The organism is Flavobacterium araucananum, from assembly GCF_002222055.1.
Classification (GTDB): Bacteria; Bacteroidota; Bacteroidia; order Flavobacteriales; family Flavobacteriaceae; genus Flavobacterium; species Flavobacterium araucananum.
In genome coordinates this window covers 60,585-85,689 of sequence record NZ_MUGS01000039.1, presented here as the reverse complement: position 1 = coordinate 85,689, position 25,105 = coordinate 60,585, and the positions used below count along the sequence as shown (strand labels likewise).

Annotated in this window: 22 protein-coding genes; 16 read left to right on the top strand and 6 right to left on the bottom strand. The window is 32.8% G+C overall.

The annotated features are described in order from the left end of the window. The first annotated feature begins 16 nt into the window (after positions 1-16). Entirely contained in the window at positions 17-1,291 is a 1,275-nt protein-coding gene (gene purD, locus B0A64_RS17610; RefSeq protein WP_089480807.1) for a phosphoribosylamine--glycine ligase, read from the top strand. Here purD and B0A64_RS17605 read toward each other — a convergent pair. Beyond that, the gene (locus tag B0A64_RS17605; protein WP_041519835.1) at positions 1,283-1,513 is read right to left on the bottom strand and encodes a DUF6341 family protein; all 231 of its coding nucleotides are present in this window, start codon (positions 1,511-1,513) and stop codon (positions 1,283-1,285) included. The genes purD and B0A64_RS17605 overlap by 9 nt on opposite strands. A gap of 137 nt (positions 1,514-1,650) precedes the next feature. Between B0A64_RS17605 and B0A64_RS17600 the strand changes: the two genes are divergently transcribed. Then, on the top strand, positions 1,651-2,580 hold the full coding sequence (locus tag B0A64_RS17600) for a DUF6427 family protein (RefSeq protein ID WP_089480806.1): 930 nt from the start codon (positions 1,651-1,653) through the stop codon (positions 2,578-2,580). On the opposite strand, the gene upp is transcribed toward B0A64_RS17600, so the two are convergent. Continuing rightward, positions 2,575-3,228: a uracil phosphoribosyltransferase gene (upp, locus tag B0A64_RS17595; protein ID WP_089480805.1), complete on the bottom strand. Its 654-nt coding sequence runs from the start codon at positions 3,226-3,228 to the stop codon at positions 2,575-2,577. The two genes, B0A64_RS17600 and upp, sit on opposite strands and share 6 nt — an antisense overlap. Before the next feature lie 111 nt (positions 3,229-3,339). On the opposite strand from upp, the gene B0A64_RS17590 reads away from it, so the two are divergent. After that, the gene (locus B0A64_RS17590) at positions 3,340-3,945 is read left to right on the top strand and encodes a DUF4254 domain-containing protein (RefSeq protein ID WP_089480804.1); all 606 of its coding nucleotides are present in this window, start codon (positions 3,340-3,342) and stop codon (positions 3,943-3,945) included. A gap of 39 nt (positions 3,946-3,984) precedes the next feature. Beyond that, positions 3,985-4,992 (top strand): glycosyltransferase family 9 protein, encoded by a 1,008-nt coding sequence (locus B0A64_RS17585; RefSeq protein ID WP_089480803.1) that lies wholly within the window; start codon positions 3,985-3,987, stop codon positions 4,990-4,992. Here the strand turns inward: B0A64_RS17585 and B0A64_RS17580 are convergent. Next, positions 4,981-5,388, bottom strand: a complete 408-nt coding sequence (locus B0A64_RS17580) for a hypothetical protein (RefSeq protein ID WP_244285443.1) — start codon at positions 5,386-5,388, stop codon at positions 4,981-4,983. The two genes, B0A64_RS17585 and B0A64_RS17580, sit on opposite strands and share 12 nt — an antisense overlap. A gap of 384 nt (positions 5,389-5,772) precedes the next feature. Then, complete coding sequence (locus B0A64_RS25735) at positions 5,773-6,825, bottom strand: ferredoxin--NADP reductase (RefSeq protein WP_089480801.1); 1,053 nt, start codon at positions 6,823-6,825, stop codon at positions 5,773-5,775. Between the two features lie 128 nt (positions 6,826-6,953). Here B0A64_RS25735 and B0A64_RS17570 point away from each other — a divergent pair, with 128 nt between their 5' ends. The 12 genes from B0A64_RS17570 to atpG all read left to right on the top strand — a co-directional run bounded on the left by B0A64_RS17570 (position 6,954) and on the right by atpG (position 18,203). Beyond that, positions 6,954-8,414: a DUF5687 family protein gene (locus B0A64_RS17570; protein ID WP_089480800.1), complete on the top strand. Its 1,461-nt coding sequence runs from the start codon at positions 6,954-6,956 to the stop codon at positions 8,412-8,414. Between the two features lie 113 nt (positions 8,415-8,527). Further along, positions 8,528-9,223: an ABC transporter ATP-binding protein gene (locus B0A64_RS17565; protein ID WP_089480799.1), complete on the top strand. Its 696-nt coding sequence runs from the start codon at positions 8,528-8,530 to the stop codon at positions 9,221-9,223. Positions 9,224-9,310: 87 nt separating this feature from the next. Next, a complete protein-coding gene (gene porW, locus B0A64_RS17560) occupies positions 9,311-11,929 on the top strand; it encodes a type IX secretion system periplasmic lipoprotein PorW/SprE (RefSeq protein ID WP_089480798.1) in 2,619 nt (872 codons plus the stop codon). 4 nt (positions 11,930-11,933) lie between these two features. Continuing rightward, entirely contained in the window at positions 11,934-12,344 is a 411-nt protein-coding gene (locus tag B0A64_RS17555) for a bactofilin family protein (protein WP_089480797.1), read from the top strand. Then, positions 12,310-12,537, top strand: a complete 228-nt coding sequence (locus tag B0A64_RS17550; protein ID WP_089480796.1) for an AtpZ/AtpI family protein — start codon at positions 12,310-12,312, stop codon at positions 12,535-12,537. The genes B0A64_RS17555 and B0A64_RS17550 overlap by 35 nt, the downstream gene beginning before the upstream one ends. Before the next feature lie 57 nt (positions 12,538-12,594). Then, positions 12,595-12,987: a hypothetical protein gene (locus B0A64_RS17545; protein WP_089480795.1), complete on the top strand. Its 393-nt coding sequence runs from the start codon at positions 12,595-12,597 to the stop codon at positions 12,985-12,987. 119 nt (positions 12,988-13,106) lie between these two features. Beyond that, positions 13,107-14,276, top strand: coding sequence for a F0F1 ATP synthase subunit A (atpB, locus tag B0A64_RS17540; RefSeq protein ID WP_089480794.1), 1,170 nt, complete (start codon positions 13,107-13,109; stop codon positions 14,274-14,276). Between the two features lie 34 nt (positions 14,277-14,310). Further along, on the top strand, positions 14,311-14,508 hold the full coding sequence (gene atpE / locus B0A64_RS17535; RefSeq protein WP_008465835.1) for an ATP synthase F0 subunit C: 198 nt from the start codon (positions 14,311-14,313) through the stop codon (positions 14,506-14,508). A gap of 89 nt (positions 14,509-14,597) precedes the next feature. Continuing rightward, entirely contained in the window at positions 14,598-15,098 is a 501-nt protein-coding gene (locus B0A64_RS17530) for a F0F1 ATP synthase subunit B (RefSeq protein ID WP_089480793.1), read from the top strand. A gap of 4 nt (positions 15,099-15,102) precedes the next feature. Continuing rightward, positions 15,103-15,636, top strand: coding sequence for an ATP synthase F1 subunit delta (gene atpH / locus B0A64_RS17525; protein ID WP_089480792.1), 534 nt, complete (start codon positions 15,103-15,105; stop codon positions 15,634-15,636). 38 nt (positions 15,637-15,674) lie between these two features. Continuing rightward, the gene (gene atpA, locus B0A64_RS17520; RefSeq protein WP_056243728.1) at positions 15,675-17,252 is read left to right on the top strand and encodes a F0F1 ATP synthase subunit alpha; all 1,578 of its coding nucleotides are present in this window, start codon (positions 15,675-15,677) and stop codon (positions 17,250-17,252) included. Between the two features lie 90 nt (positions 17,253-17,342). Then, positions 17,343-18,203, top strand: coding sequence for an ATP synthase F1 subunit gamma (gene atpG / locus B0A64_RS17515; protein ID WP_089480791.1), 861 nt, complete (start codon positions 17,343-17,345; stop codon positions 18,201-18,203). Positions 18,204-18,266: 63 nt separating this feature from the next. Here atpG and B0A64_RS17510 read toward each other — a convergent pair whose 3' ends face one another. Then, entirely contained in the window at positions 18,267-19,730 is a 1,464-nt protein-coding gene (locus B0A64_RS17510; protein WP_089480790.1) for a T9SS type B sorting domain-containing protein, read from the bottom strand. A 288-nt stretch (positions 19,731-20,018) separates the two neighbouring features. Continuing rightward, positions 20,019-24,509, bottom strand: a complete 4,491-nt coding sequence (locus B0A64_RS17505; RefSeq protein ID WP_089480789.1) for a hypothetical protein — start codon at positions 24,507-24,509, stop codon at positions 20,019-20,021. Positions 24,510-25,105: the final 596 nt, after the last annotated feature.

Genomic DNA, 25,105 nt, shown 5'->3' with positions numbered 1-25,105 from the left:
CTAAATACAACTACACATGACAATTTTACTATTGGGATCAGGCGGAAGAGAACATGCTTTTGCATGGAAAATGATTCAGAGTCCACTTTGCGAAAAACTTTTTGTTGCACCAGGAAATGCAGGAACAGCGGCAATTGCTACAAATGTTGCAATGTCTCCAACAGATTTTGATGCCATAAAAACATTTGTGCTTCAGGAAAATGTAAAAATGGTGGTCGTAGGACCAGAAGATCCTTTGGTAAAAGGAATTTATGATTATTTTAAAAATGACGAAAGTCTGCAACATATTCCGGTTATCGGACCATCAAAATTAGGAGCTCAATTAGAAGGAAGCAAGGAGTTTGCTAAAGAATTCCTGATCAAACACAACATTCCAACTGCTGCTTATGACAGTTTTACTGCCGAAACAGTTGAAAAAGGATGTGCATTTCTTGAAACTTTGCAACCTCCATACGTTCTAAAAGCAGATGGTTTGGCGGCAGGAAAAGGAGTTTTGATTATTCAGGATCTTGAAGAGGCAAAAACGGAATTGAGAAACATGCTGGTTCATGAAAAATTTGGAGCAGCAAGTTCTAAAGTGGTGATCGAAGAATTTCTGGACGGTATCGAATTAAGCTGTTTTGTTCTAACAGACGGTAAAAGCTATAAAATTCTTCCAACAGCAAAAGATTACAAACGAATTGGCGAAGGTGATACAGGGTTAAATACAGGCGGAATGGGAGCAGTTTCTCCGGTTCCTTATGTTGATGCTGTTTTGATGGAGAAAATAGAAACACGTATTGTAAAACCAACGATCGAAGGTTTCCAGAAAGACGGAATCGAATATAAAGGATTTGTATTTATTGGTTTGATTAATGTAAAAAATGAACCAATTGTTATTGAATACAATGTGAGAATGGGTGATCCTGAAACCGAAGTTGTGGTGCCAAGATTAAAATCTGATTTGGTCGAATTGTTCCTTTCAGTAGCCAATCAAAAATTGGATGAATTTACATTAGAAGTTGATCCAAGAAGTGCTACTACAATTATGCTAGTTTCCGGTGGATATCCTGAAGATTTTGAAAAAGGAAAAGTAATTACCGGATTAGAAAATATTACAGATTCTATAGTTTTTCACGCAGGTACAAAATTAGAGGACAATAATGTCGTTAGTAATGGCGGACGTGTATTGACTGTAACATCTTATGGGAACGATTTTCAAGAGGCCATAAAAAAATCTTACCAAAATATAGATAAACTAAATTTTGATAAGATGTATTTTAGAAAAGATATTGGCTTCGACTTACTTTAAAAAAGAGTGAGCTGTAGTATCTTGATTTTCTGTTCCGGCGTCATCAAAAATGCGTAATTGTTTAATCCAATAAACGATTGCGCATGCACAGATGATCATAAAAATCCAGTTAATAGTATTAGCACCAAACCAAGTAATAAGTTCTAGATGACGTAAAAAGTCAAGCGGAGCAAATAAAATGTTAACGAATAAGTATTGTATTCCTTCAAAAAAAGCTGTCATAATTTATAAAATTATATGTTATTTATTGTTTTTAACGCATTGAAGACAAAATTCAATAAAGAATCTTTTTTCAACTTGTTGGTTTTCCTTTTTAAACAAGTATTATATTTACAATCACAAAAGTATAAAATATCCTTATGATAACAAGTGTTTTTAAAAAATCTACACCATTAAATTATTCATTGGTCGTAATTTTAATACTGGTTTTCTTTTTTATTTTTCAAATTAAAGATCCATCATGGGTGAGTTCTTATTTTTTGGCGTTCCAAAAAATAAGTTTACTGTGCTTTATTTTAGCCTCTTTTTTCCTGATTAATTTTATTGTAAAAAAGAACGGGCTCAGCAAAGACAATGGTTACACGATATTTTTTTATTTATTGTTTATATTGTTTTTCCCCACGATATTTAATAATTCGAATGTAATATATGCCAACTTTTTTGTTTTGTTGGCCCTTCGCAGATTGATTTCGTTGCAATCCCTGAAAGCTTCAAAAGAAAAAATATTCGATGCTTCTTTTTGGATTTTAATAGCTTCTTTATTTCAATTTTGGTCTATTCTGTTCCTGATATTGGTTTTTATATCGATTGTTTTTCATGCTTCGAGAGATTATAGAAATTGGATTTTGCCTTTTATTGCACTTTTAGCCGTATCAATAATTTTTTTACTGATCTCTCTAATCTTCCATATTGATATAATTGAATTTTTTCAGCAACGTGCGGTAGTCGATTTCAATATTGATTATTTCAAGAATAATTATGAGAACGGGGCACTCTCCATTTATGTTGCAGTTGCTTTATTTTTTATAACGTCAATATTAACCACATTGTCAAACAGACCACAAATTGTACATTCTTCGTACAAAAAAATTGTCGCCTGTTTTTTTATTGCGGCGCTTGTTTACATTGTTTCACCTGATAAAAGCAACGATTTACTATTGTTTAGTATCGGTCCTTTGACTATTATGGCTTCCAGTCATGTCGAATACATGCAGCAAAAACTCAATAACGAAATTGTTTTTTATGTACTGATTTTGTGTAGTTTGTTTACCTTTTTCTCTCAACTATAACTTACTTCCGTAGGCAAGATCACCAGCATCTCCTAAACCGGGAACAATGTAGTTTTTCTCGTTTAATTTTTCGTCTAAAGAGGCAACCCATAAATGACAGTTTGCCGGAAGATTTTTTTCAAGATGTGCAATTCCTTCCGGTGCAGCAATAACGACTACAATATGGATTTCTTTTGGGGTTGCATTTTGAATTAATTTTTCATGAACTGCAACTATAGATTGTCCCGTTGCCAACATTGGATCAAGTAATAAAACGGTTTTATCATTTATATTTGAAAGGGCTTGATATTCGACCCGAATTTCAAATTCATCATCATTATTGGGGTGGTATCTGCAAGCCGAAACAAAGCTGTTTTCTGCATGATCAAAGTAGTTCAGGAAACCATTATGAAGCGGTAATCCAGCCCTTAAAATGGAGCACAAAACCAAATCGCTCTCTATTTCGGTTGTTTTTTTAATACCAAGCGGTGTTTGAATATCGACATTTTTATACGACAAATCTTTGCTTAGTTCGTATGCCATAATTTCGCCAATTCGCTCAATGTTTTTTCGAAAACGCATACTGTCGTTCTGAACGTTAATATTTCTAATTTGACCTAAAAAGTGGTTTAATACGCTATTATTTTCAGAGATATAATGGATTTTCATAATAAAAGTTTAGAATTATCAATGGATTAAAGTACGATAACGAAAAAAAATTCGTTTTATTCGCACGATAAAAGTATAAAAAGTATCTTTGTAACTCTAACAAATAAAGACATGTTTTCAAAATTAGCATATTCTGTTTTCGAACAAAGCATAAAGGATTATCATCAATTTGATAATGTTGACCAACCTATAAACAATCCTTATCCTAAAGATAAATTCGAACATTTATTATATCTAAAAAACTGGATTGACACTGTTCAATGGCATTTTGAAGATATTATTCGTGATCCGCAAATTGATCCGGCAGCAGCTTTGACTTTAAAAAGAAGAATCGACGCATCGAATCAGGAACGTACTGATATGGTAGAATATATTGATAGCTATTTTTTACAAAAATACAGCGATGTATTAGTGAAAGATGGTGCAAAAATCAATTCTGAAAGTCCTGCATGGGCTTTTGACCGATTATCGATTTTGGCTTTAAAAATTTATCACATGAATGAAGAAGCTACTCGCGCTGAAGCTTCGCAAGAACACAGAGATAAATGTCAGGAAAAATTAAATATTCTTTTAGAGCAAAGAAGTGACTTATCTACAGCGATTGATGATTTGCTTGCAGACATCGAAAATGGAGATAAATTCATGAAAGTGTACAAACAAATGAAAATGTACAATGACGATGAATTGAATCCTGTTTTATACCAAAACAAGAAATAATTGGCAAAATTGTCCAATAACATTAAGCATATAGCCGTCATGAGACTTTCTGCAATGGGAGATGTCGCCATGACGGTTCCTGTTTTACGCGCTTTTGTAAAACAATATCCAGAGGTAAAATTGACTGTTATTTCACGTCCGTTTTTCAAGCCTTTTTTTGACGGAATTCCAAATCTTGACTTTTTTGCTTTTGATGAAAAAGAACGTCACAAAGGTTTTGCAGGACTTTTGAGATTATTTAGCGATGTAAAAAAACTCAAAATTGATGCTTTTGCAGATCTTCACAATGTTTTGAGATCTAAAATTGTGAGTTTACTTTTCGCTTTAAGCGGAAAAAAAAGAGCCACAGTTGACAAAGGAAGAGAAGGCAAAAAAGAGCTGACTCGCGCCGAAAATAAAATATTCAAACAATTGCCAACAATGTTCGAAAGACACGCAAAAGTGTTCGAACAATTGGGTTTTTCTTTAGATTTATCGAATCCAGGCTTTCCTGAAAAAGCAGTTTTAAGCTCACAAATTTTGGAGATTATTGGCAATAAAAATCAAAAATTAATTGGTATTGCTCCTTTTGCACAATACAACTCCAAGGTTTATCCGCAGGATTTAATGCAGGAAGTAATTGCAAAATTAGCACAGAATAAGGATTATAAGATATTACTTTTTGGAGGTGGAAAGAAAGAAATAGAAATATTGGATTCGCTTTCTCAACCATTTGAAAATGTAATAAATATGGCTGGAAAAATCAAATTTCAGCAAGAACTGCAATTGATTAGTAATCTCGATGTCATGCTTTCGATGGATTCAGGAAATGCTCATATCGCAGCAATGTTAGGTGTAAAAGTAATTACACTTTGGGGCGCAACACATCCTTATGCAGGATTTTTGCCATTTAACCAAACGGTGGAAAATGCTTTAACGTCGGATAGAAATCAATATCCAAAATTACCAACATCTGTTTATGGAAACAAAATTGTTGAAGGTTATGAAGATGCTATGAGAAGCATTTCTCCAAATGAAATCATTCAAAAAATACAGTTAAGCATATAATCCATTTAGATCATGGATAAAATAGCCAATTGTTTTCTTTTTATTTCTATTGGCAACAATTACAACAAAATGATTTTCTTTCTCTGTAGTCAGCAAAATATGTTCAAAATCTTCGGTTGAATTTCTGTAGATTTTATGGACCAATTTAGATTCCTTAATTTTGTTAGAAACTACTTTAGCAGCTTTTAATTTACTTATATAAGGCCAGAAATTAAAAATATTTTGATCAGAAACTGTTATTTCAGTCATTTTTCCAATCATTGTTGCGTTATATTTATCTATGGTAAGTAATTTGGGTCCTTTTTTATTTTGTTGTTTTTTAATTATAAAGTAAACACAAAACAAAGCTGTTATTACAAAAAGGGCTATAAATGATAAACGGAGTAAGTGATGCATTGTCATGATATTTAATGTTTAAATGTGTTGACAAACCTTATTTAGCTCTACAATCTTGTAAGGTATGAGATTGCGATTACTTTAATTACACCACTAAAATAATGAAAATTCGGCAATATTTTAATAAAAATTTGATTTAATTGTAATTTTAACTACAATTGAATCTTCATCTATTTACAGGTGCTGTAAATATAACTTTTAGGACTCAAAATCCGGACTTTATAGTTTGATACTTCATAACCCAATCGAGTGTAAATTGGGGTTTTTATCTTTCTCAAAGTTTTAAGCTGTAAGAAGGGTCAGAATAACAATCAATCAAAAAAAAATTCCAAATACCAATTTTAAAGTTGGAATTTGGAATTTTTTTATTGGAATTTACTATTTCTATACATCATCATAATCTACATAAATAGACTCAGATGTTGGGTGCGCCTGACACGTCAATATTAAACCTGAAGCGATTTCTTTGTCTGTCAAAATAGAGTTTTTAGTCATTTCGGCAGTACCAGAAGTTACACGGGCAAGGCAACTGCTGCAAATTCCGCCCTGGCAGGAATACGGAGCATCGATTCCTTGTTTTAGAGCCGCATCTAATATGGTTTGTTTTTGAGACATTTCGAACGAAACTTCATCATCATCAACCAAAACGGTAATCTTTGTATGTCCTTCTAACGAAGTATGAATTTGATTTTCCTGGGTTGAAGAGGTAAAAAGTTCAAACTTAATAGCAGATTCTTTTACGTTTTTCTCTTTTAAAATTGCAGAAACCGTATTGATCAATTCTTCTGGACCGCACAGGAAAAATTTGTCAAACTGTAATTCTTTGTGTTTGTTATTTAAAACAAAATTTACTGCAGATTTTTCGATTCTGCCAAACAAAGCATTTTCGGCTTTAGCCTGACTAAAAACATAGTGCACGAAAAAACGACCTACATATTGCAATTGCAAATCATGTAATTCCTGGTAAAAAATAGTTTCTTCGGGCGTTTTGTTTCCATAAACCAATACAAATGAACTTTTTGGTTCACTTTTCAAAACTGATTTTATAATAGAAAGAACCGGAGTAATACCGCTTCCGGCAACAAAAGCTGCGTAGTTTTTTTGTTTTTCGGCATCAGGTTCAAAAGTAAATTTTCCTTCCGGATGACCAACTTCAAGAACGTCACCAGCTTTAAGTCTCGTATTTGCAAATTGAGAAAACAAACCGTTTTTTACTGCTTTTACCGCAATGCGCAACTCACCGCTTTCCGGTGCAGAACAAATAGAATAAGCACGACGAATTTCTTGATTATCAAGCGTTAATTTTAGATTTATGTATTGTCCTGCTATAAATTTATAGTCTTGTTTTAGTTCTTCCGGAACATTAAAAAGCACAGAAACAGCATCGGTTGTTTCGCGTTTTACCTCTTTAATTATAAGTTTTAAGAATGAAGGCATGATTGTATATTTTATGCAAAAGTAGCAAACGGAGATTAAATGTCAGGCACGAAATTATTATTTTTAACTTTTTTTGTAACGTTTACTTACATTTGATCTCTTACTACAAAACTGAAAACCAAATAACCATGATTAAAAAGTTTATTTATCTCGAATGGAAAGCCTTTACCAGATCTGCCTCTTTTGGTGCTAATGTGGCAATGAAAATTTTAATTGGCTTTTTGATGGTCTATTTTTCGATAATTTTTATTGGTATGGGGGTAGGAGCATTTTATGTATTAAGAAAAATGAATCTGGAACCATTGGTAACCATCAATAAATTTTTGATTTATTATTTTCTCTTCGACCTTGTAGTTCGTTTGTTAATGCAGGCAATCCCGGTATTGAATATTAAACCATTACTGATTTTACCGTTCAAAAAACCAACAATTGTACATTTTTCACTAGGCAAAACAGCTTTGTCTTTTTTTAATTGGGTTCACGCTCTTTTCTTTATTCCGTTCTCTATTGTGCTAGTTCTGGAAGGTTATAGTATTAGCGGAGTTTTGTTTTGGCTCTTAGCGGCTACTTCTGTGGTATATATCAACAATTTTTTGAATATTATTTTAAGCAATATTGATAGATTATTTGTTGTTTTTATCGCAATCATTCTGGTTTTGGCAGCAGCTCAATATTATAAAGTGTTTGATATTACCACTTTTACAACGCCGTTTTTTCAGGGATTTTATGAAACAAAAGGTATGTTTTTAATTCCGGTTCTGGTATTAATTGGATTGTATCAATTTACATTTAAGTATTTCAAAAACAATCTTTTTCTGGATGCCGGACTTTCAAAAAAAGAAGATATTGCTACAACCCAAAATCTTTCCTGGCTCAATCAATTTGGGACTTTGGGAACTTTTCTTAAAAATGACATCAAATTAATCAAAAGAAATAAAAGGTCAAAAACCACTATAATTATGAGTGTTTTCTTTTTGTTTTATGGGTTCCTCTTTTTTGGAAACACTCATCAGCCTGAAGTGATGCATATTTTTGCCGGAATTTTTGTTTCGGGAGGATTTTTATTTGTCTTTGGTCAGTTTGTTCCAAGTTGGGATAGTTCTTATTATCAGCTAATGATGACACAAAACATCCCGTATCGCGGTTATATCACTTCAAAATGGTGGTTGATTGTTATTGCAACGATTATCTCAACAATAATTGCTTCATTTTATCTTTTTTTTGGATGGGAAATTTATCTAACCATTATTGTTGGTGCAATTTATAATATTGGAGTCAACTCCCACTTAGTACTTTTGGGCGGAGCGTTTACAAAAACACCAATCGATTTAAGCTCGGCAGGCGGAGCTTTTGGAGATAAAAAAGCGTTTAATGTAAGTGCCATGTTATTAACATTACCCAAAATATTATTGCCGTTGGGACTTTATGCTATTGGTCTTTATTTAGGAAACAAATCCATTGGATTATCCTTAGTTGCCGGTGCAGGAGTTTTAGGTTTTATCTTAAAGGACAAGGTTTTTTCGCTGATCGAAAAAAGATATAAAATAGAAAAATACAGTACTATAAGTGCTTATAAGCAAAAGAATTAATTAGAAAATGTGGCAATTTGATAATGAGATAATTTTATCAGACAGAATTGAATATTAAAAAAACAGGGAAGATTTTTCAATCTAAAATCAGCAATCTAAAATCTAAAATCATCATGATACAAGTAAATCAACTTTCAAAAGAATATAACGGAACAACAGTTTTAAACATTCACAATCTTGAAATTCCAAAAGGGCAAAGTTTTGGATTAGTAGGGAATAACGGAGCAGGAAAAACAACTTTTTTCAGTTTGTTATTAGATCTTATTCAGCCTTCGACAGGACACATTATCAGCAATACGATTCAGGTAAATGCCAGTGAGAACTGGAAATCTTTTACCGGATCTTTTTTAGACGAGAGTTTCCTGATAGGATATTTGACCCCTGAGGAGTATTTTTATTTTATTGGAGATTTGCGCAATCAAAACAAAGCAGATATCGATGCTTTGCTGGCGCAACATGAAGAGTTTTTTAATGGAGAAATCCTGAATAATAAAAAATATTTAAGAGACTTGTCAAAAGGGAATCAGAAAAAAGTGGGGATAATTGCCACACTTATCGGTAATCCGGAAGTTGTTATTCTCGATGAGCCATTTGCAAACTTAGATCCAACAACTGTAAGCAGGTTAAAAAAGATAATAAAAGATTTAGCCGATAATCCTAATGTTACTGTACTGGTTTCCAGTCATGATTTGCAGCATACAGTAGAGGTTTGCGATCGAATTGTGGCACTGAACAAAGGCGAAGTAGTAAAAGATATTCAAACTTCGGAAGAAACCTTACAAGAACTCGAATCGTTTTTTGCAGTATAAGTTTCTATATTTCAAAAAGAAGCGTATTTTTACAAGTCATTATACTAAAAATCCTTTTTAGAAGTTAATTGATTTAAACTCTTTCTATTGAAAAAGAATACTCTTAAATATAGTTTTTTTCTTGTCTTTTTGTTTCTTTTGATAGCTTGTTCTACCAAAAAAGACACTTTTCTGGCTAGAAATTCGCATGCCTTAAGTACAAAATATAACATTTTGTACAATGGAGGTATTGGTCTTGATAAAGGTTTAAAATCGATTAAAGCCAATAATCAGGATAATTTCTGGAAGATGCTGCCTATTGAAAAAATGCAATTTGATGAGAATTTCTCAGAGGGAGAAAAAACCAAAAATGCTGATTTTGAAAAGGCAGAAACAAAGGCGACAAAAGCCATTCAGAAACACTCCATGAATATTGGGGGACGAGAAAAAAACTCTCAAATTGATGAGGCTTATTTAATGCTTGGAAAGGCGAGATATTATGATCAGCGCTTTATTCCGGCACTCGAAGCCTTCAATTATATTTTATATAAATACCCCAACAGCAGCAATATTTATACCGCAAAAATCTGGCGCGAAAAAACAAATATGCGTTTAGGAAACGAAGCCATTGCTTTAAAGAATATGAAACTTCTGCTAAAAAATGTAGATTTAAATAAACAAACTTTTTCTGATGCAAATGCTTTATTATCAGAAGCATTTTTAAATTTAGAAGAAAAAGACAGTGCGATTTCCAGACTTAGAATTGCCGAAGAATTTAGCCGGATAAATGAAGACAAAGCGCGATACCGTTTTATTCTGGGACAAATGTATCAGGAAGCCGGAAAAAAAGACAGCGCATATTATTTTTATGATGGCGTAATCGATATGAATCGAAAAGCCGATCGTAAATACATGATGCATGCTTATGCTAAAAAGGCAGAAATGTTCGATTATCAAAATGATAATAAGCAATTGTTTCTTAAGATGTTTAATAAGCTAGTTGCGGACCGTGAAAACAGACCTTATTATGATGTACTTTTTTATCAAATGGGTGTCTTTTATGATAACTATAAAGTACAGGATAGTGCCCTGATGTTTTATAACAAATCATTATCAAGAAAATCTAAAGATCCTTATCTGGTTGCTTCAAGCTATCGAAATATTGGAAACATGTATTTTAAAAATACAGATTATACAATGGCTGCAAAATATTATGACAGCACATTGGTAAAATTAGATCCTAAGACAAGAGAGTTTGCCTTTATTCAAAAAAACAGAAAAAACTTAGACGACGTAATTAAATACGAAGGAATTGCAAAACGCAATGACAGTATAATCAAAGTATACGGTTTACCACCAGCAGACAGAAAAATTTATTTTGAAGATTATATCGCAGATCTTAAAAAGAAAGACGAAGCGAAACGTATTTTAGAAGAAAAAGAAAAAGAAAGATTAGCCAATATTGACCGCAATACAAATGCAAGTAATGCGCCAACAGCTGTAAATCCTAATGCAATTGGCAAAACCGATCCTGGTGTGGGAGCATTTAATCCTCCGGGAGCAAATGAAACTGCGGGTACAAGTACATTCTATTTTTATAATCCAACAACAGTTGCATACGGTAAATTGCAGTTTAAAAAAATGTGGGGTAATAGAACTGTAGGCGGAAACTGGAGATTGGCAGCAGTAAAATCTGCAAACAATGCCGCATTAAATGATACAATAAATAACAATGAAGATGCAGCAAATGCATTAAAAGATTCAATTGTTATCGAGAAATATACTACCGCTTTTTACGAAAAGCAACTTCCAAAAACCCAGTCTGCAATAGATAGTATTGGTGTAGAGCGCAATTTTGCTTACTACCAATTAGGACTTATCTATAAAGAGAAATTTAAGGAGTATAATTTGGCAAGTGGAAAATTAGAGCAATTATTAAAAAACAATCCTGAAGAAAAACTGATTTTGCCATCGATGTATAATTTGTATAAAATATATCAAATTACCAATCCGGCAAAAGCAGAATCTGTCAAGTTTGATATCACTACAAAATATCCGAATTCGAGATATGCACAGATTTTAAACAATAACAATTCAGATGATTTGGCATCTGCAGATAAAGAATATCAAAAATGGTATAAACTATATCAGGAAGAACAATTTGAGACCGTCTTAGATAATATCGATGCTTTAATCAATCAATATTCCGGTGATGAAATTGTTTCTAAATACGAATTATTGAAAGCAAATACCTTAGGAAAAGTAAATGGTCTGGCAGCGTATAAAAAAGCATTAGAGTCAGTTGCAGATAACTATCCAAATAGCGAAGAAGGCAAAAAGGCACGTGAAATTCTTGAAAAACAAATCCCTGGTTTAGAGAAACTTGATTTTACAGCTGTTGATAGTAAAAACTGGAAAATTATTTATGCAATTTCAAAAGGCGATACAAAAACGGTAAAACAAATTGAAGAAGCCATCAAGAAGTTTTTATCAGTTGAAAATTTCGAACGACTTACAACATCTTTCGATAAATACAATAAAACAGAGAGTTTTGTAGTTATTCATGGTTTAAAATCTGAAGCTTATGCAAGAGACGTTTCAGAACTTTTAAGAGATGAAAAACCATACAAAGTTTCACATCCTGCAATTATAATATCCAGCGATAATTATAAAGTAATTCAAATTAAAAAAAATCTTGAAGCTTATTTGGCTCCAAAAAACCCGTAATGACATGTTTGATAAAGTAAAAAAACCAGGAACAGATCTTCTAGGAAAAACCAATAGAATTGTTGAAGGAACATCGATTATAGGTGACATTGTTTCTAAAGCTGATTTTAGATTAGATGGCGAATTGATAGGTAACTTTACCTCACAAGGAAAACTAGTTATAGGAGTATCCGGTATTGTAAAAGGCGAAATTGTTTGCAATAATGCAGATATCGAAGGAGAGTTTCAGGGCAAAATAAAGGTTTTAGAAATACTGAACATAAAAGCAACCGCAAAGATTCATGGAGAAGTTGCCGTTGGAAAACTGTCTATAGAACCAGGAGCCGATTTTACAGCTACCTGTACAATGCTTACAAATAATAAAGAAGTAATTCTAAAAGATGGAAAAGGAGCCGAACAAAAACAGAAGGAATAAATGGTTGCCACTTATTAACATTCCTGTTCAAATGGGAATTATTATTTTTTTGTTTTCCTATTTCGGTACCTGGCTGGATGAAAATCATCCAAGCCCAAAAGTATATTACAATACTATTTTTGTAATGGCAGGTGTTGCACTTGCCTTATATAATGTGATACGTCAGGTTAACGAAATCAATAAAACAAAGTAATTTATGTTTTAAAGCAGCTTTAAATAAATGTTGCATCTTTGCAAAAAAATAGTTGAAATGCTTTTAAAAAATTACAAACCAATTCTGCATTTATTTTTCTTTGCTTTGGCAGCTTATGTTTTGCACAAAGCAACGTTTATCGTTTTAGAGATAAATGCTCAGAACTTTTATTATAGTATAGAATTTTTATATTTGATTTTTTTCGGAATATCAGCATTGTTATACCTTATATTATTAATAGTAAAAAAGAAAAATTTCGAAATTGTGGGAATGGCTTTCCTATTCGGGACTTTTACTCAAATGTTATTGGGATATTTAATTTTAAGGCCTATTTTAGAAAACAAATCGGGAGAGGTACTAGTTGAAAAAATCAATTTTTTTGTAACATTTATTTTGTTTTTGTTATTTGAGACGCTTTTAACTATCCGATTATTAAATGAAAAGCGTTAAAATAAGGATTCTGTAAAACAAGGTTCAAAAATAATTTTTCATATCCTTTTGAATATTAATAAAAAATGTACCTTTGCACCAAATTTTAGAAACGTAAAAAAATAAGATTTTTAACAGATATGGTGATTTCAAACAAACCGCTCAAATTTATTCTTGCAGCTTTAGTAGCTTGTTCTCCAGTAATGAGTTTTGCAAATTCAGAGAATGACTCAACGCATGTACAGACTCAGGCTGCTCATGAAGAGAAAGTAATTTCACATAACGCTCCTGTAGAAGGGGAGCATGAAGCTCTGGATCCAAAAGCAAAAATAGATGCTTTTATTGATCATCACTTACAAGATTCTCATGATTTTGTTTTCTTTTCAGACGAAAAAGAAAATAAACATTATGGTTTTCCATTACCTGTAATTCTTATTGACGGAGGTTTGAAAATTTTCTCTTCTTCAAAATTGCACCATGGTGAAGAAGTTGCAGAAGTTGATGGAAACTTCTACAAATTAGTTCACGGTAAAATTTACAAAACAGATGCTGCCGGAACAATTGAATTTAATGAGCACGGACATCCTGAAAATCCACAGCCATTAGATTTCTCTATTACAAAAAATGTAGTGTCAATGCTTTTTGTGTCAATATTATTATTTATAATGTTTACCGGATTAGCGAGATCATATAAAAAAGGACCAATCCCAACTGGATTTGGAAGAGTATTAGAACCGCTAATTATTTTTATCAGAGACGAAATCGCCATTCCAAATATTGGTGAAAAAAAATACAGAAAATATATGGGTTACCTGTTAACCGTATTTTTCTTTGTGTGGTTGTTAAACTTATTAGGTATGACTCCACTAGGAATTAATGTTACAGGAAACATTGCTATTACAGTTTGTTTAGCTGCATTTACTTTCCTGATTACTCAATTTAGTGCAAACAAAGATTATTGGGGACACATTTTCTGGATGCCGGGAGTTCCTGTGCCAATGAAAATTATTTTAGCTCCAATAGAAATCTTAGGAACACTAACAAAACCATTTGCATTATTAATTCGTTTGTATGCAAATATTACTGCAGGTCACGTAGTAATTATGAGTTTGATCGCAATGATCTTTGTAGGTAAAAATTTAGCTGCAGATTTGCCAATCTCTTTAGGATTAACATTATTTATTTCGGTTATCGAAGTTTTAGTTGCATTTTTACAGGCCTTCATTTTCACAATGTTATCATCATTGTTTATTGGTATGGCTGTTCAGGAACATGATCATCACCACGCTGATGAGAATGTAATTATCTAATTTTAGAAGTTTAATTTTATATATATAAATAGTTATGGGAACAATTCCAACTTTAGTAGGTGCTGGATTAGTAGTAATCGGTGCAGGTTTAGGTTTAGGTAAAATCGGTGGATCTGCTATGGACGCTATTGCTCGTCAGCCAGAAGCTGCTGGTAAAATTCAAACTGCGATGATTATTATCGCGGCTTTATTAGAAGGTTTAGCATTTGCTGCTTTAATCTTAGGAAAATAATAAAGAAAGAAATAACAACATCTTTAACGGTTGGTTAAAGGTGTTGTTACTTTTAAAAAAAGAAATTAAATATTTAATATAGTTATAAAATGGATAAGTTAATTAACGATTTTTCATTCGGTTTATTCTTTTGGCAAGCTTTAATCTTGTTGGTTTTAATTTTGCTTTTAGTAAAATTTGCCTGGAAACCAATTATGGAATCTATTACTGCAAGAGAAGAAGGTATTAAAAACGCATTACTTTCTGCTGAAAACGCAAAGAGAGAAATGGAAAATTTGCAAGCTGATAATCAAAGAATTTTGAATGAAGCTCGTGCAGAACGTGACGCGATGCTTAAAGAAGCTCGTGAAATGAAAGAGAAACTGATTGCTGATTCTAAAAACGAAGCACAAGAGCAAGGTCAAAAAATGATCGCACAAGCAAAAGCGGCTATCGAAAGTGAAAAAAATGCTGCTATGGCTGAATTGAAATTACAAGTTTCAACTTTATCATTGAGCATTGCTGAAAAATTATTGAAAGAAGAATTATCTAACAAAGAATCTCAAACTAAATTAGTAGAGAAAATGTTAGGTGACGTAAAGTTAAACTAAGATTATGGCAAGTACAAGAGCAGCAATTCGTTATGCAAAAGCAATTCTGGACTTAGCAAACTCTAAAGGTGTTGCCGAAGCAGTTAGTAACGATATGAAGTCAATTGCTACGGCAATTGAATCAAATGAAGAATTGAGTACCTTTATTCAAAACCCAACAACAAAAGTTGAAGTTAAAGAAAGTGCTCTTTTAGAAGTTTTTGCAGATGTAAATGGCGTAACCAAAGGTTTGTTTCATTTATTATTTGAAAACAAAAGATTCGAAATTCTGGAAGCAATTGCTTTAGAATATAAAAAATTATTTGATGAGAGCAATGGAGTTGAAGTAGCAAAAGTTACAACAGCAATCGCTATGGATGCCGCTTTAGAAGCTAAAGTTTTGGCAAAAGTAGCTACCTTATCAGATAAAAAAATAACAATAGAAAATATCGTAGATCCATCAATTATTGGAGGATTTATTTTAAGAATAGGTGATCAACAATACAATGCATCTGTTGCAAACAGATTGCAGGTATTAAAAAGAGAGTTAAGTAATTAGTTTTATCACACATAAAAGTGTCTAAATTATAAATTAAGATGGCGGAAATCAAACCTGCTGAAATTTCAGCAATATTAAGAAAGCAAGTAGAAGGTTTTGAATCTGGTGCTACGCTAGAAGAAGTAGGAACAGTACTTCAAGTTGGAGACGGTATTGCTCGTATTTACGGGTTATCGAATGTACAATACGGTGAGTTAGTTGAATTTGATAACGGACTTGAAGCTATTGTATTGAACCTTGAAGAAGACAATGTTGGTGTGGTACTTTTAGGACCATCAACAGGAATCAAAGAAGGATCAACAGCAAAAAGAACACAACGTATTGCATCTCTTAAAGTAGGTGAGCAAATGGTAGGTCGTGTAGTAAACACTCTTGGTTTTCCAATTGATGGAAAAGGACCAATTGGTGGAGACTTATACGAAATGCCTTTAGAAAGAAAAGCACCTGGTGTTATCTTCCGTCAGCCAGTAACTGAGCCATTACAAACAGGAGTAAAAGCAGTAGATGCTATGATCCCGGTTGGTCGTGGACAACGTGAGCTTGTAATTGGTGACCGTCAGACAGGTAAATCAACTGTTTGTATCGATACAATCTTAAATCAAAAAGAATTTTACGATGCAGGAAAACCTGTATTCTGTATATATGTTGCAATTGGGCAAAAAGCTTCAACTGTAGCAGGAATTGCTAAAATGTTAGAAGAAAAAGGTGCAATGGCTTATACAGTTATTGTTGCAGCTAATGCTTCTGATCCGGCTCCAATGCAAGTTTATGCTCCTTTTGCAGGTGCTGCAATTGGTGAGTATTTTAGAGATTCAGGTCGTCCAGCTTTAATTGTTTATGATGATTTATCTAAACAAGCTGTTGCTTACCGTGAGGTTTCTCTTTTATTAAGAAGACCACCGGGACGTGAAGCATATCCTGGAGACGTTTTTTACCTACACTCTCGTTTATTAGAACGTGCTTGTAAAGTAATTGCAGATGACGGAATTGCTAAAAACATGAATGATTTACCAGATTCTATCAAGTCTATCGTAAAAGGTGGTGGTTCATTGACTGCTTTACCAATTATCGAAACTCAGGCTGGTGACGTTTCTGCCTATATCCCAACAAACGTAATTTCGATTACAGATGGTCAGATTTTCCTTGACGGAGATTTGTTCAACTCAGGAGTTCGTCCTGCTATTAACGTAGGTATCTCTGTATCTCGTGTTGGAGGTAATGCTCAGATTAAATCAATGAAAAAAGTTTCTGGAACTTTAAAATTAGATCAAGCTCAATTCCGTGAATTAGAAGCTTTTGCTAAATTTGGTTCTGACTTAGATTCTGTTACTTTAAACGTAATTGAAAAAGGAAGAAGAAACGTTGAGATCCTGAAACAAGGTTTGAACGATCCTTATACTGTAGAAAATCAAGTTGCTATTATTTACGCTGGTTCTAAAAACTTATTAAGAAACGTTCCTGTAAATAAAGTAAAAGAGTTTGAAGCTGATTTCTTAGCTTACCTGAACAGTAAACATAAAGATACGCTTAACGCTTTGAAAGCTGGTAAATTAGATGACAACATTACTGATGTTATTGAAAAAGCAGCAAAAGAAATTTCAGCAAAATATAACTAATAAGAGAATTAGTAAATTAGATAATTAGAAAATGTTTTAACATCGTTCTAATTATCTAATTTTCAAATTGTCACATTTTCTAATTAATAGATGGCAAATTTAAAGGAAATCCGTAATAGAATTACTTCCGTTTCATCAACGATGCAAATTACATCGGCAATGAAAATGGTTTCTGCTGCAAAGCTTAAGAAAGCACAAGATGCAATCACTGCAATGCGTCCTTATGCCGAGAAATTAACGGAGTTGTTGCAAAACCTTTCGGCTACACTTGATGGTGAAGTTGGAGGAGATTACACAACACAACGTGAAGTAAAAAAAGTATTGCTTGTTGCTATAACTTCAAACAGAGGTTTGTGTGGAGCATTCAATTCAAATGTTATTAAGGAAGTTAAAAATCGTACAGCTTTTTACGCAGGAAAACAAGTTGATGTTTTTCCAATTGGTAAAAAAGGAAATGACGTATTAAGTAAAACTTTTAAAGTTCACGGTCATCATAATGCAATTTTCGATCATTTGACTTTCGAAAATGTTGCTGGAATTGCAGATAACTTAACTCAGAAATTTTTATCCGGAGAATACGACAGAATCGAATTGATCTACAATCAGTTTAAAAATGCTGCGACACAAATCGTTCAGACAGAACAATTTTTGCCATTAGCGCCCATTAAAACTGATGTACCGGTTTCTGGTGGAGATTATATTTTCGAGCCTTCAAAAGAAGAAATTGTATTGACTTTGATTCCTAAATCATTAAAAACACAATTGTACAAAGGTATTCGTGATTCATTTGCTTCAGAACATGGAGCGCGTATGACAGCAATGCATAAAGCAACTGACAACGCTACTGAATTAAGAAACCAATTAAAATTGACTTACAATAAAGCACGTCAGGCATCTATTACCAATGAGATCCTTGAGATCGTTGGTGGAGCAGAAGCTTTGAACGGATAATTTATTCAAGACATACAAAAAAGACCCGATACTTATCGGGTCTTTTTTATGCAACAATTTTACCTATCTGTAAAGAGTAAAATGACCAATAAATTCCCTGTCATCCTTAGGATCGTTTAATTTTATTAAATACCAGTAGTCACCAGTTGGTAATTCAGTATTATTATATTTTCCGTTCCATTTTTGACCAAATTTATAGTTGCCAATTATACGATTGTATCGGTCAAAAACAGTAAACGTCAGATTTTTATAATTTACAGCACATTCCGGTCCCCAATCATCATTGATTCCGTCGCCATTAGGAGTAAAATGATTAGGAATGCAAAGATCAATGTATTCAAAATATTTAGAAACGGTTGCTATACATCCATATTTATCTGTTGCACTTACGGTGTAAATCCCGGATTTATATACGATTAGATTATTTGCTAAGCCATAATATTCGTCATTAAAAGAATATCTGTATTGCCCATATGCGCCTGAGGCCTTGGCAACAATTTCATTTAGTCCGCCATCTGTCAATATTAATGTTAAGGGTTTAACTTCATCTATAGTAAAAGGTAAAGTTCTTTCCTGACAACCCTCTGTATGTCTTACTGTAATAGTATGTACACCCGGTGCAATATTTGCAAAGACATTGCTTTGTTGATATGTAATACTTCCATCCTGGGCATAATCTAAATCATAAGGATTTGTATTCGTTTCATGAACTGTAATCGTTACAAAATTTACTGTTGTATTATTTACACAGTCATATTTGATAGTTGCCTGAGGTTTTAGCACCACTCTATTATCCAACACTTCAACAGATTTTATTATATAACAATTTGTCACATTATCGGTAGCTTTAATTTGATAGATATTGGGTAATAATCCTGAAAAGATACCGGAAGTATTTGCTGGAGCAGCATCAACAGGGTTTATGATCTCATAGGTATAAACGGTATCTGTTGCCGGACCCGTTATACTTTTTACGGTTATCGTTGGGAAATCATCTGTCGTATTACACTCCATTGGTATTGTCTCAATATCCATATCTGTTGGCGGATTATAGCCCGGAATATCTATAGTTCCCGCTGTGCTACAGCCATTATCATCTATGACTACATACTTTATGGTTTGCTCGTTATGAACAGTAAATGTGTTTTTTGAAGCAGAAAAAGTAACTCCATTATCAAAACTGTAACTATGCTGTGCATTTGTTTTTGATGGAACAATGGTTATAACAGCTTCAAGTAACTCATTATCCGTAGAACATCTAAACGGGATTACTTCGGTCTTAATTTCCGGAGCTCGCAGTTTTTTTAAAGTCAGTTTTTTAATCTCGAAACAATTGCTGTTTTTACTATGAAATCGTACCCAAATTTCGGTTATTCCTACCGGAATCATATAGGTGTGTAAATCTGCTGTTGGAATTGCATTGATGAGTGTTGGGTCTTGCGCATCTGATAAACTGGTGTAAAAAAGAATTTCCAGATCGTCGAGCAAATTAGGATATGCCGGAATGCTGTTGATTTGAGAAGTCATGTTTTTAACTTCATTCAGCAGATCTAAAGTATTTTTTGTTTTTCCGTCTGATTCAAATTCACAGATATTTAGATTAGTATAATCATTGGCTTGAATGTAGGGATATATTTTTAGTTTTATGGATGCAATATTATCACAATAACCTGAAGCATTAACTCTAACGTATACGATATGTTCATAAGGATTAAGGTTTTGCCAATTGTCAAAGTCTATTATTTTATTGGTATTATATTGTGCCTCTTCTTTGGTTGCATAATAATTAAATTGAACTCCGTTGGTTGTAGAAATTTAGTCTTGTAAAGAAGTTAAATCAAAATTTGTTTTTCCATCATTGTCTGATTCATCACATTTTAAAATCTCTGGCTGGATTGAGTTCACAGGAACTTTTTTATTAACTTGAAAACTAATATTTACCACAGAAAAACATCCGGTATTGTCCTGCCGATCAATTCGTACATAAACAAGATGTAAATTGGTATTAGGATAAACACCGGGTTTTAGATCTGCATCTGTAAAAGTATAGTTTAGATTATTAACGGTATTTTCATTTCCGGAAGTTGCATCCGCTAGATTTTTATAATAGGTATAAACATATAAATTATCAAGATAGGGTTCTCCAGTGATGATTGTATTTTTGTAAAGATGCAAATCAGGAATAACATAATTTCCATCTAGTTTCCCATCAGTTTCATCACAAATGTCCAATGAAATATCCTGAGCTTTGGGTGTACTGTACATAATTACACTTAGTTTTTTAACGATATAACACTCTGTTGCTTTAGACCTGAATTTTATCCATATATTACTTGCTGTTGTTGCACTGTAATGTGTGATATCCGAAGTTATAATAATATTGTTAACGGCATTAGCGCGGGAAGTGTGATAACTTATATAAAAGTCACTTAGGCTTGCTGACGCCGTTATCATTTGTGGCGGATAATCTCTTAAATCAATTTCCTTTGACATTTCTCCGCTTGAACAGGCTATAATTTCAGAATCTTTAATTATATTTTCTAAAGAAGTTGTTTGTTGAAAAACAATCGGTTTCACAGAGACACATTCCGTAGGAGTATAAGTCACCCTCGCCCAGATAGTTTTAGGAAAAGAAGTTATAGTATAGGCCGAAGAGGTTTCGTAATTTCCTGCAATTGCATCATTTTCATTGCTGTCATAATAGGTAAATGTATAATTCGCGGTTGTAGGAAAACCCAGAATATCGTTCCTGTATTGATCTAGAATTACATTTTCTCTAATTGCACCGTTTTCATTTCCTGTATTATTATTACAAATAGTATAAACAAGAGGTTTTGTTTCTAATGCGGGAGGTTTTACCAAATTAAATTTCAATTCTATAATTATTGGACAATCACCGACATTTTGTTTAATATTAGCCCAAATAGAATTGGTTGCAGTTGCTTCAAAAGTTGTAAGTGAAGCTTTGGTTATAGCTATAGCTTCAGCCTCAGTTTCATAAAACTTATAGGTCATCAATGCAGGTAGACCTTTATTGTTATTAATAAGTTGTGCTTGTATATAGCTGGCAGTTAAAATTTCTTTGCCATCATCTCCAAAATCACAACTGTTTATAATAGTATTATTAATTACCGGAGTTTTAACCAGTGTAATAGTAAAACTTAATATTTTCCAACACGTAGTAAGTTTATCAAATACACGTAAATAAATGGTAGCGGGAGAAACCGTTACCAAATAATTTGATGCCAATGCATTCGATATAAAGTATGGTGAGGTTTCATTTCCAGTTTCGGCAGCAGCAAGCGTTCCGTAAAAAGTAATTTCGGCATTTGAATCACTGCTTACAAGTCCTTCATATAAATTTACAAATTCCTGATTATCATTATTTACATCACAAATAAGCAGGTTTTTAAGAACAGGCAAAGCTACAGCAGTAGTAAACTGAAATTTAACTTGAACCAGAACAGAACATTCGTTTTCTATATTTAGTCTTGCAAATACTGACATTTGAGAACTATTGATTTCAAAATTAGTTAGATTAGTAATATAATTATTTGCTCCTGCATGAGCTTGAATCAATGTTCTGTAATATCTCACAGGTGTTTGCAATCGGGTTAATTGCACAGCTGTCAATTCATTTTTTAGATCTGTTTCATTATTTGTTATTTTAATTAAGTTAACAAATTCTTTTTTGTCATTATCAAAATCACAAACCACATAAGACGGATTTATCAATTTTTCCTGAAGCGCAATTAAATTAAAATTTATTTCATGTGTATAAATACATCCATAATATTTTACATAAACAGATACAGTAGTCAGCGGTTGTGTCAAGTTTATGCTGCTAACAATTTTACTTTTGTTGAGAGTGCTTTCAGGGTCATTCTCATAATTGTTCAAATCTGTTGTATTGGTAAAAAAATGAATAATTGCATCTGGGTATTCATTTTCTAATGCGACCTGCCATTTAGGTTTAGGATTGTTATTTGTTTTTAAATTTATGATTTCAGTTCCGTCATTATAAGTATCACAGATATCAAAAGAATCTGGATTTATTGTCGCTTTTTTTGAAGCACTTACAGGAAAATTGAGATAGGATTCCAGCCCTGTTGCATTTATTTTATATCGTGCCTGAATTACTTTAAAAAAAGGAGGTGAAAAAGTGTAGGTATAAGGTGCATTATCAGTCAATAAGGCATTATTAGTAGAATCATAAAAACCAATAATAGTAATATCTGATAAAGTAAGACCTCCGTATAAATAGAATTTGAGATAATCAGTATCCAGATTTATTGTAAAAGAAGTTTTGTTAGTATCACAAATTGACCCACCACCTCCACCAGGGCCACCAGAACCAGTGCCACCACCGCCACCGCCACCGCCACTTCCGGCAGTACCATCACAATTACCATCGGCAGCAAGTTTTATTTCAGTAAATGCATCACAATATCCTATAGCTGATGCCTTTACATAAAAAGTACTATTCATGTTAAACGTTACTGAAGCAGGATTAGGAATTTTGTAAGAGGCAGAGTAATTTGAATTAGTGTAATAATCTAAATTTACTCCAACAACAGGAAAATCGAGAAGTTGTGCCTTATATTGAGTTAAATCATAATTTTTTATGGTTTGTCCCTCAACGACATAGCAAATTAAAAAAGGCTTTTCTGGTTTTTTAACTTTTATAAATTGTTTTAATTTTATTTTAAACGGAACTATAGTATAACAATCCGGATCGTTGTAAGTAGCATTCCATGCCCTTAAATATAGAACTTTTGTATTATCAGATTCAGTAGTTACATCTAGTGCATAATTAATAAAATTACTTATTTCAGGACTTCCCGCAGTAGCAGTTTCTAAGGATTCAAAGTACTTATATCGTGTATTGTTTAAGCCTGTAATACCTAAAGTACTTAAATTTACAATCTCTTTACCATCATTATTTTCGTCGCATTTTTCAAACAGCTGATAGGGAGTAATTACAGGTTTTTTATTTAATCTCAGATTTAGTATTCCTACACTATAGCAAACTCCGCTTTTTAGTATTTTAACGAATACCGTTTTATTATTTGAAAAAACGTACGCATGTTTAGGAGAAGCTATGGGAATAGTGATATTCTGGTCTTCAAAATAAGAGAAAGAAAGTGTTGGATCTGGATTTATTTCGGTTTCATACAACGTTAAATCAACAGTATAATTTTCCCCATTATTAATACAGAATGCTTCGGTTGTTTTTTCCTTTGCTGTTGGAAAATCTATAGAAAACTTTACTTCTATTTTGTCTGTCACCGTTATTGGAACACACAAATTATAAGTTACACTTACTTTATATTTTGTGTTTTGAGTAGGATTAACCAATATGTCTTTTAAATTTCTCGTTCCCGAAATTTCGATATCATTTTCATTAAACCATTGAATAGTACTATTAGTATTCCCATTTGGGTAGAATCTCCAGGCTTCGTTATGGGCTTCCCAGTTTCCGCTGTCTCTTCCGGGAGCAGCGATTCCGGCACTTGAATCATAGTTAGTAAGCCCTATTGCAGCATTTTTTTTGTACGATCCCGCACCGTCATAAGCAGAGTTAGTGCTTTCAATCTTAAACCGATCTTTTACATAGACATCAATTATATTGGTTGTTTCGTATAGTACAATTTGCGAAGTAGAGTTTTTAGTGTAGCTCCATTGAGGAATATCATTATAATTGATAATAACTCTTCTGTTTGGATAACTGCCTTCTACCCGATATAATACCTGATGTGCCTCTTTTCTTCCCGTATCTACCTTTCTTTCCATATCATGAAAAACGCCAAAAATAGAGTTTACGGCAAGCCCGTTTGGAATTGGTCCTGAAGGTGCAAGTCCACATTCATGTTGTGCCAAACTTGTATTAAAACTCACGACACCATTGTCACTTATTATGATTTGGGAATACGAATTGCCATAGTAACAAAAGATAAAAGGTAAATCTATAGCAGCACTATAGGTATCGTTCTTTTTGAAAGTACCATCTGGTTCCGGCATTCTTTTTATATCAACTACTTCACCCTGATTAAAATCTCCAACGGGAGCATAATCAATAGAAGATACAGCATAACTGTTCGTTTCTCTTATATCAGGAAATTTCGCTGTTAATTTAATTTGTTTGTTTAACAGAAAGTCGTAATCGCAATCAATAGGTACTATGCCGGTATTTTCTTTATGATCGTTAATCTTTACAGAGGGAATAGCGACATTTTGTGAAAAAACTTTCTGTAAAGAAAAAAGTAAGAATGCAAAAATCAGTAATTTGATGTTTAGTAGTTTCATAAGATTACATTAATTTAATTAACTCCGATAATTGAATATTTAAGCAATGATTTACCTTAAATAATCTGAACTAAAAAGGGTAAAAACACCTTAGAAGATTATTATTTAGTAAATTATAAAAGAGGAAGTTAGACAAGATATTGGCAATACAATAGCCACTATAGGTTTTGGAAATAACACAATAGGGTTTTTTTGCGAAGTTGTAATACTTACATTTAAAAAGATTGTAAAACAAAAAAGAGCCAACAAATATTTGTTGGCTCTTTTTCTTTATAATAGTTTAGTTTTTTTTAATTTAACTTATAAAATGGTGATCCTCAATTTATCCAAAAACCGAGAATCGGTACCATTTTATAAAATTATTTACAGATTTATCACTCTGTCGTGCTTTGTCTTTTGTGGGAACAAACTAGCTTTATTAGTCCCAATGCTCTGTTTTTTTAGGGTTACATATCAGCAGAATCAATCCCTTTGCGCTTTGTCTTTTATGGGAACAAACTAGCTTTATCAGTCCCAATGCTCTGTTTTTTTGAGGGTTACATTTCAGCAGAATCAATCCCTTTGCTTTGTCTTTTGTGGGAACAAACTAGCTTTAT

Excerpts from the sequence above, each read along its gene's own strand:
- purD (WP_089480807.1), top strand. The coding sequence starts at position 17 with ATGACAATTTTACTATTGGGATCAGGCGGAAGAGAACATGCTTTTGCA.
- B0A64_RS17605 (WP_041519835.1), bottom strand. The coding sequence starts at position 1,513 with ATGACAGCTTTTTTTGAAGGAATACAATACTTATTCGTTAACATTTTA.
- B0A64_RS17600 (WP_089480806.1), top strand. The coding sequence starts at position 1,651 with ATGATAACAAGTGTTTTTAAAAAATCTACACCATTAAATTATTCATTG.
- upp (WP_089480805.1), bottom strand. The coding sequence starts at position 3,228 with ATGAAAATCCATTATATCTCTGAAAATAATAGCGTATTAAACCACTTT.
- B0A64_RS17590 (WP_089480804.1), top strand. The coding sequence starts at position 3,340 with ATGTTTTCAAAATTAGCATATTCTGTTTTCGAACAAAGCATAAAGGAT.
- B0A64_RS17585 (WP_089480803.1), top strand. The coding sequence starts at position 3,985 with ATGAGACTTTCTGCAATGGGAGATGTCGCCATGACGGTTCCTGTTTTA.
- B0A64_RS17580 (WP_244285443.1), bottom strand. The coding sequence starts at position 5,388 with ATGCATCACTTACTCCGTTTATCATTTATAGCCCTTTTTGTAATAACA.
- B0A64_RS25735 (WP_089480801.1), bottom strand. The coding sequence starts at position 6,825 with ATGCCTTCATTCTTAAAACTTATAATTAAAGAGGTAAAACGCGAAACA.
- B0A64_RS17570 (WP_089480800.1), top strand. The coding sequence starts at position 6,954 with ATGATTAAAAAGTTTATTTATCTCGAATGGAAAGCCTTTACCAGATCT.
- B0A64_RS17565 (WP_089480799.1), top strand. The coding sequence starts at position 8,528 with ATGATACAAGTAAATCAACTTTCAAAAGAATATAACGGAACAACAGTT.
- B0A64_RS17555 (WP_089480797.1), top strand. The coding sequence starts at position 11,934 with ATGTTTGATAAAGTAAAAAAACCAGGAACAGATCTTCTAGGAAAAACC.
- B0A64_RS17550 (WP_089480796.1), top strand. The coding sequence starts at position 12,310 with ATGGAAAAGGAGCCGAACAAAAACAGAAGGAATAAATGGTTGCCACTT.
- B0A64_RS17545 (WP_089480795.1), top strand. The coding sequence starts at position 12,595 with ATGCTTTTAAAAAATTACAAACCAATTCTGCATTTATTTTTCTTTGCT.
- atpB (WP_089480794.1), top strand. The coding sequence starts at position 13,107 with ATGGTGATTTCAAACAAACCGCTCAAATTTATTCTTGCAGCTTTAGTA.
- atpE (WP_008465835.1), top strand. The coding sequence starts at position 14,311 with ATGGGAACAATTCCAACTTTAGTAGGTGCTGGATTAGTAGTAATCGGT.
- B0A64_RS17530 (WP_089480793.1), top strand. The coding sequence starts at position 14,598 with ATGGATAAGTTAATTAACGATTTTTCATTCGGTTTATTCTTTTGGCAA.
- atpH (WP_089480792.1), top strand. The coding sequence starts at position 15,103 with ATGGCAAGTACAAGAGCAGCAATTCGTTATGCAAAAGCAATTCTGGAC.
- atpA (WP_056243728.1), top strand. The coding sequence starts at position 15,675 with ATGGCGGAAATCAAACCTGCTGAAATTTCAGCAATATTAAGAAAGCAA.
- atpG (WP_089480791.1), top strand. The coding sequence starts at position 17,343 with ATGGCAAATTTAAAGGAAATCCGTAATAGAATTACTTCCGTTTCATCA.
- B0A64_RS17510 (WP_089480790.1), bottom strand. The coding sequence starts at position 19,730 with ATGACTTCTCAAATCAACAGCATTCCGGCATATCCTAATTTGCTCGAC.
- B0A64_RS17505 (WP_089480789.1), bottom strand. The coding sequence starts at position 24,509 with ATGAAACTACTAAACATCAAATTACTGATTTTTGCATTCTTACTTTTT.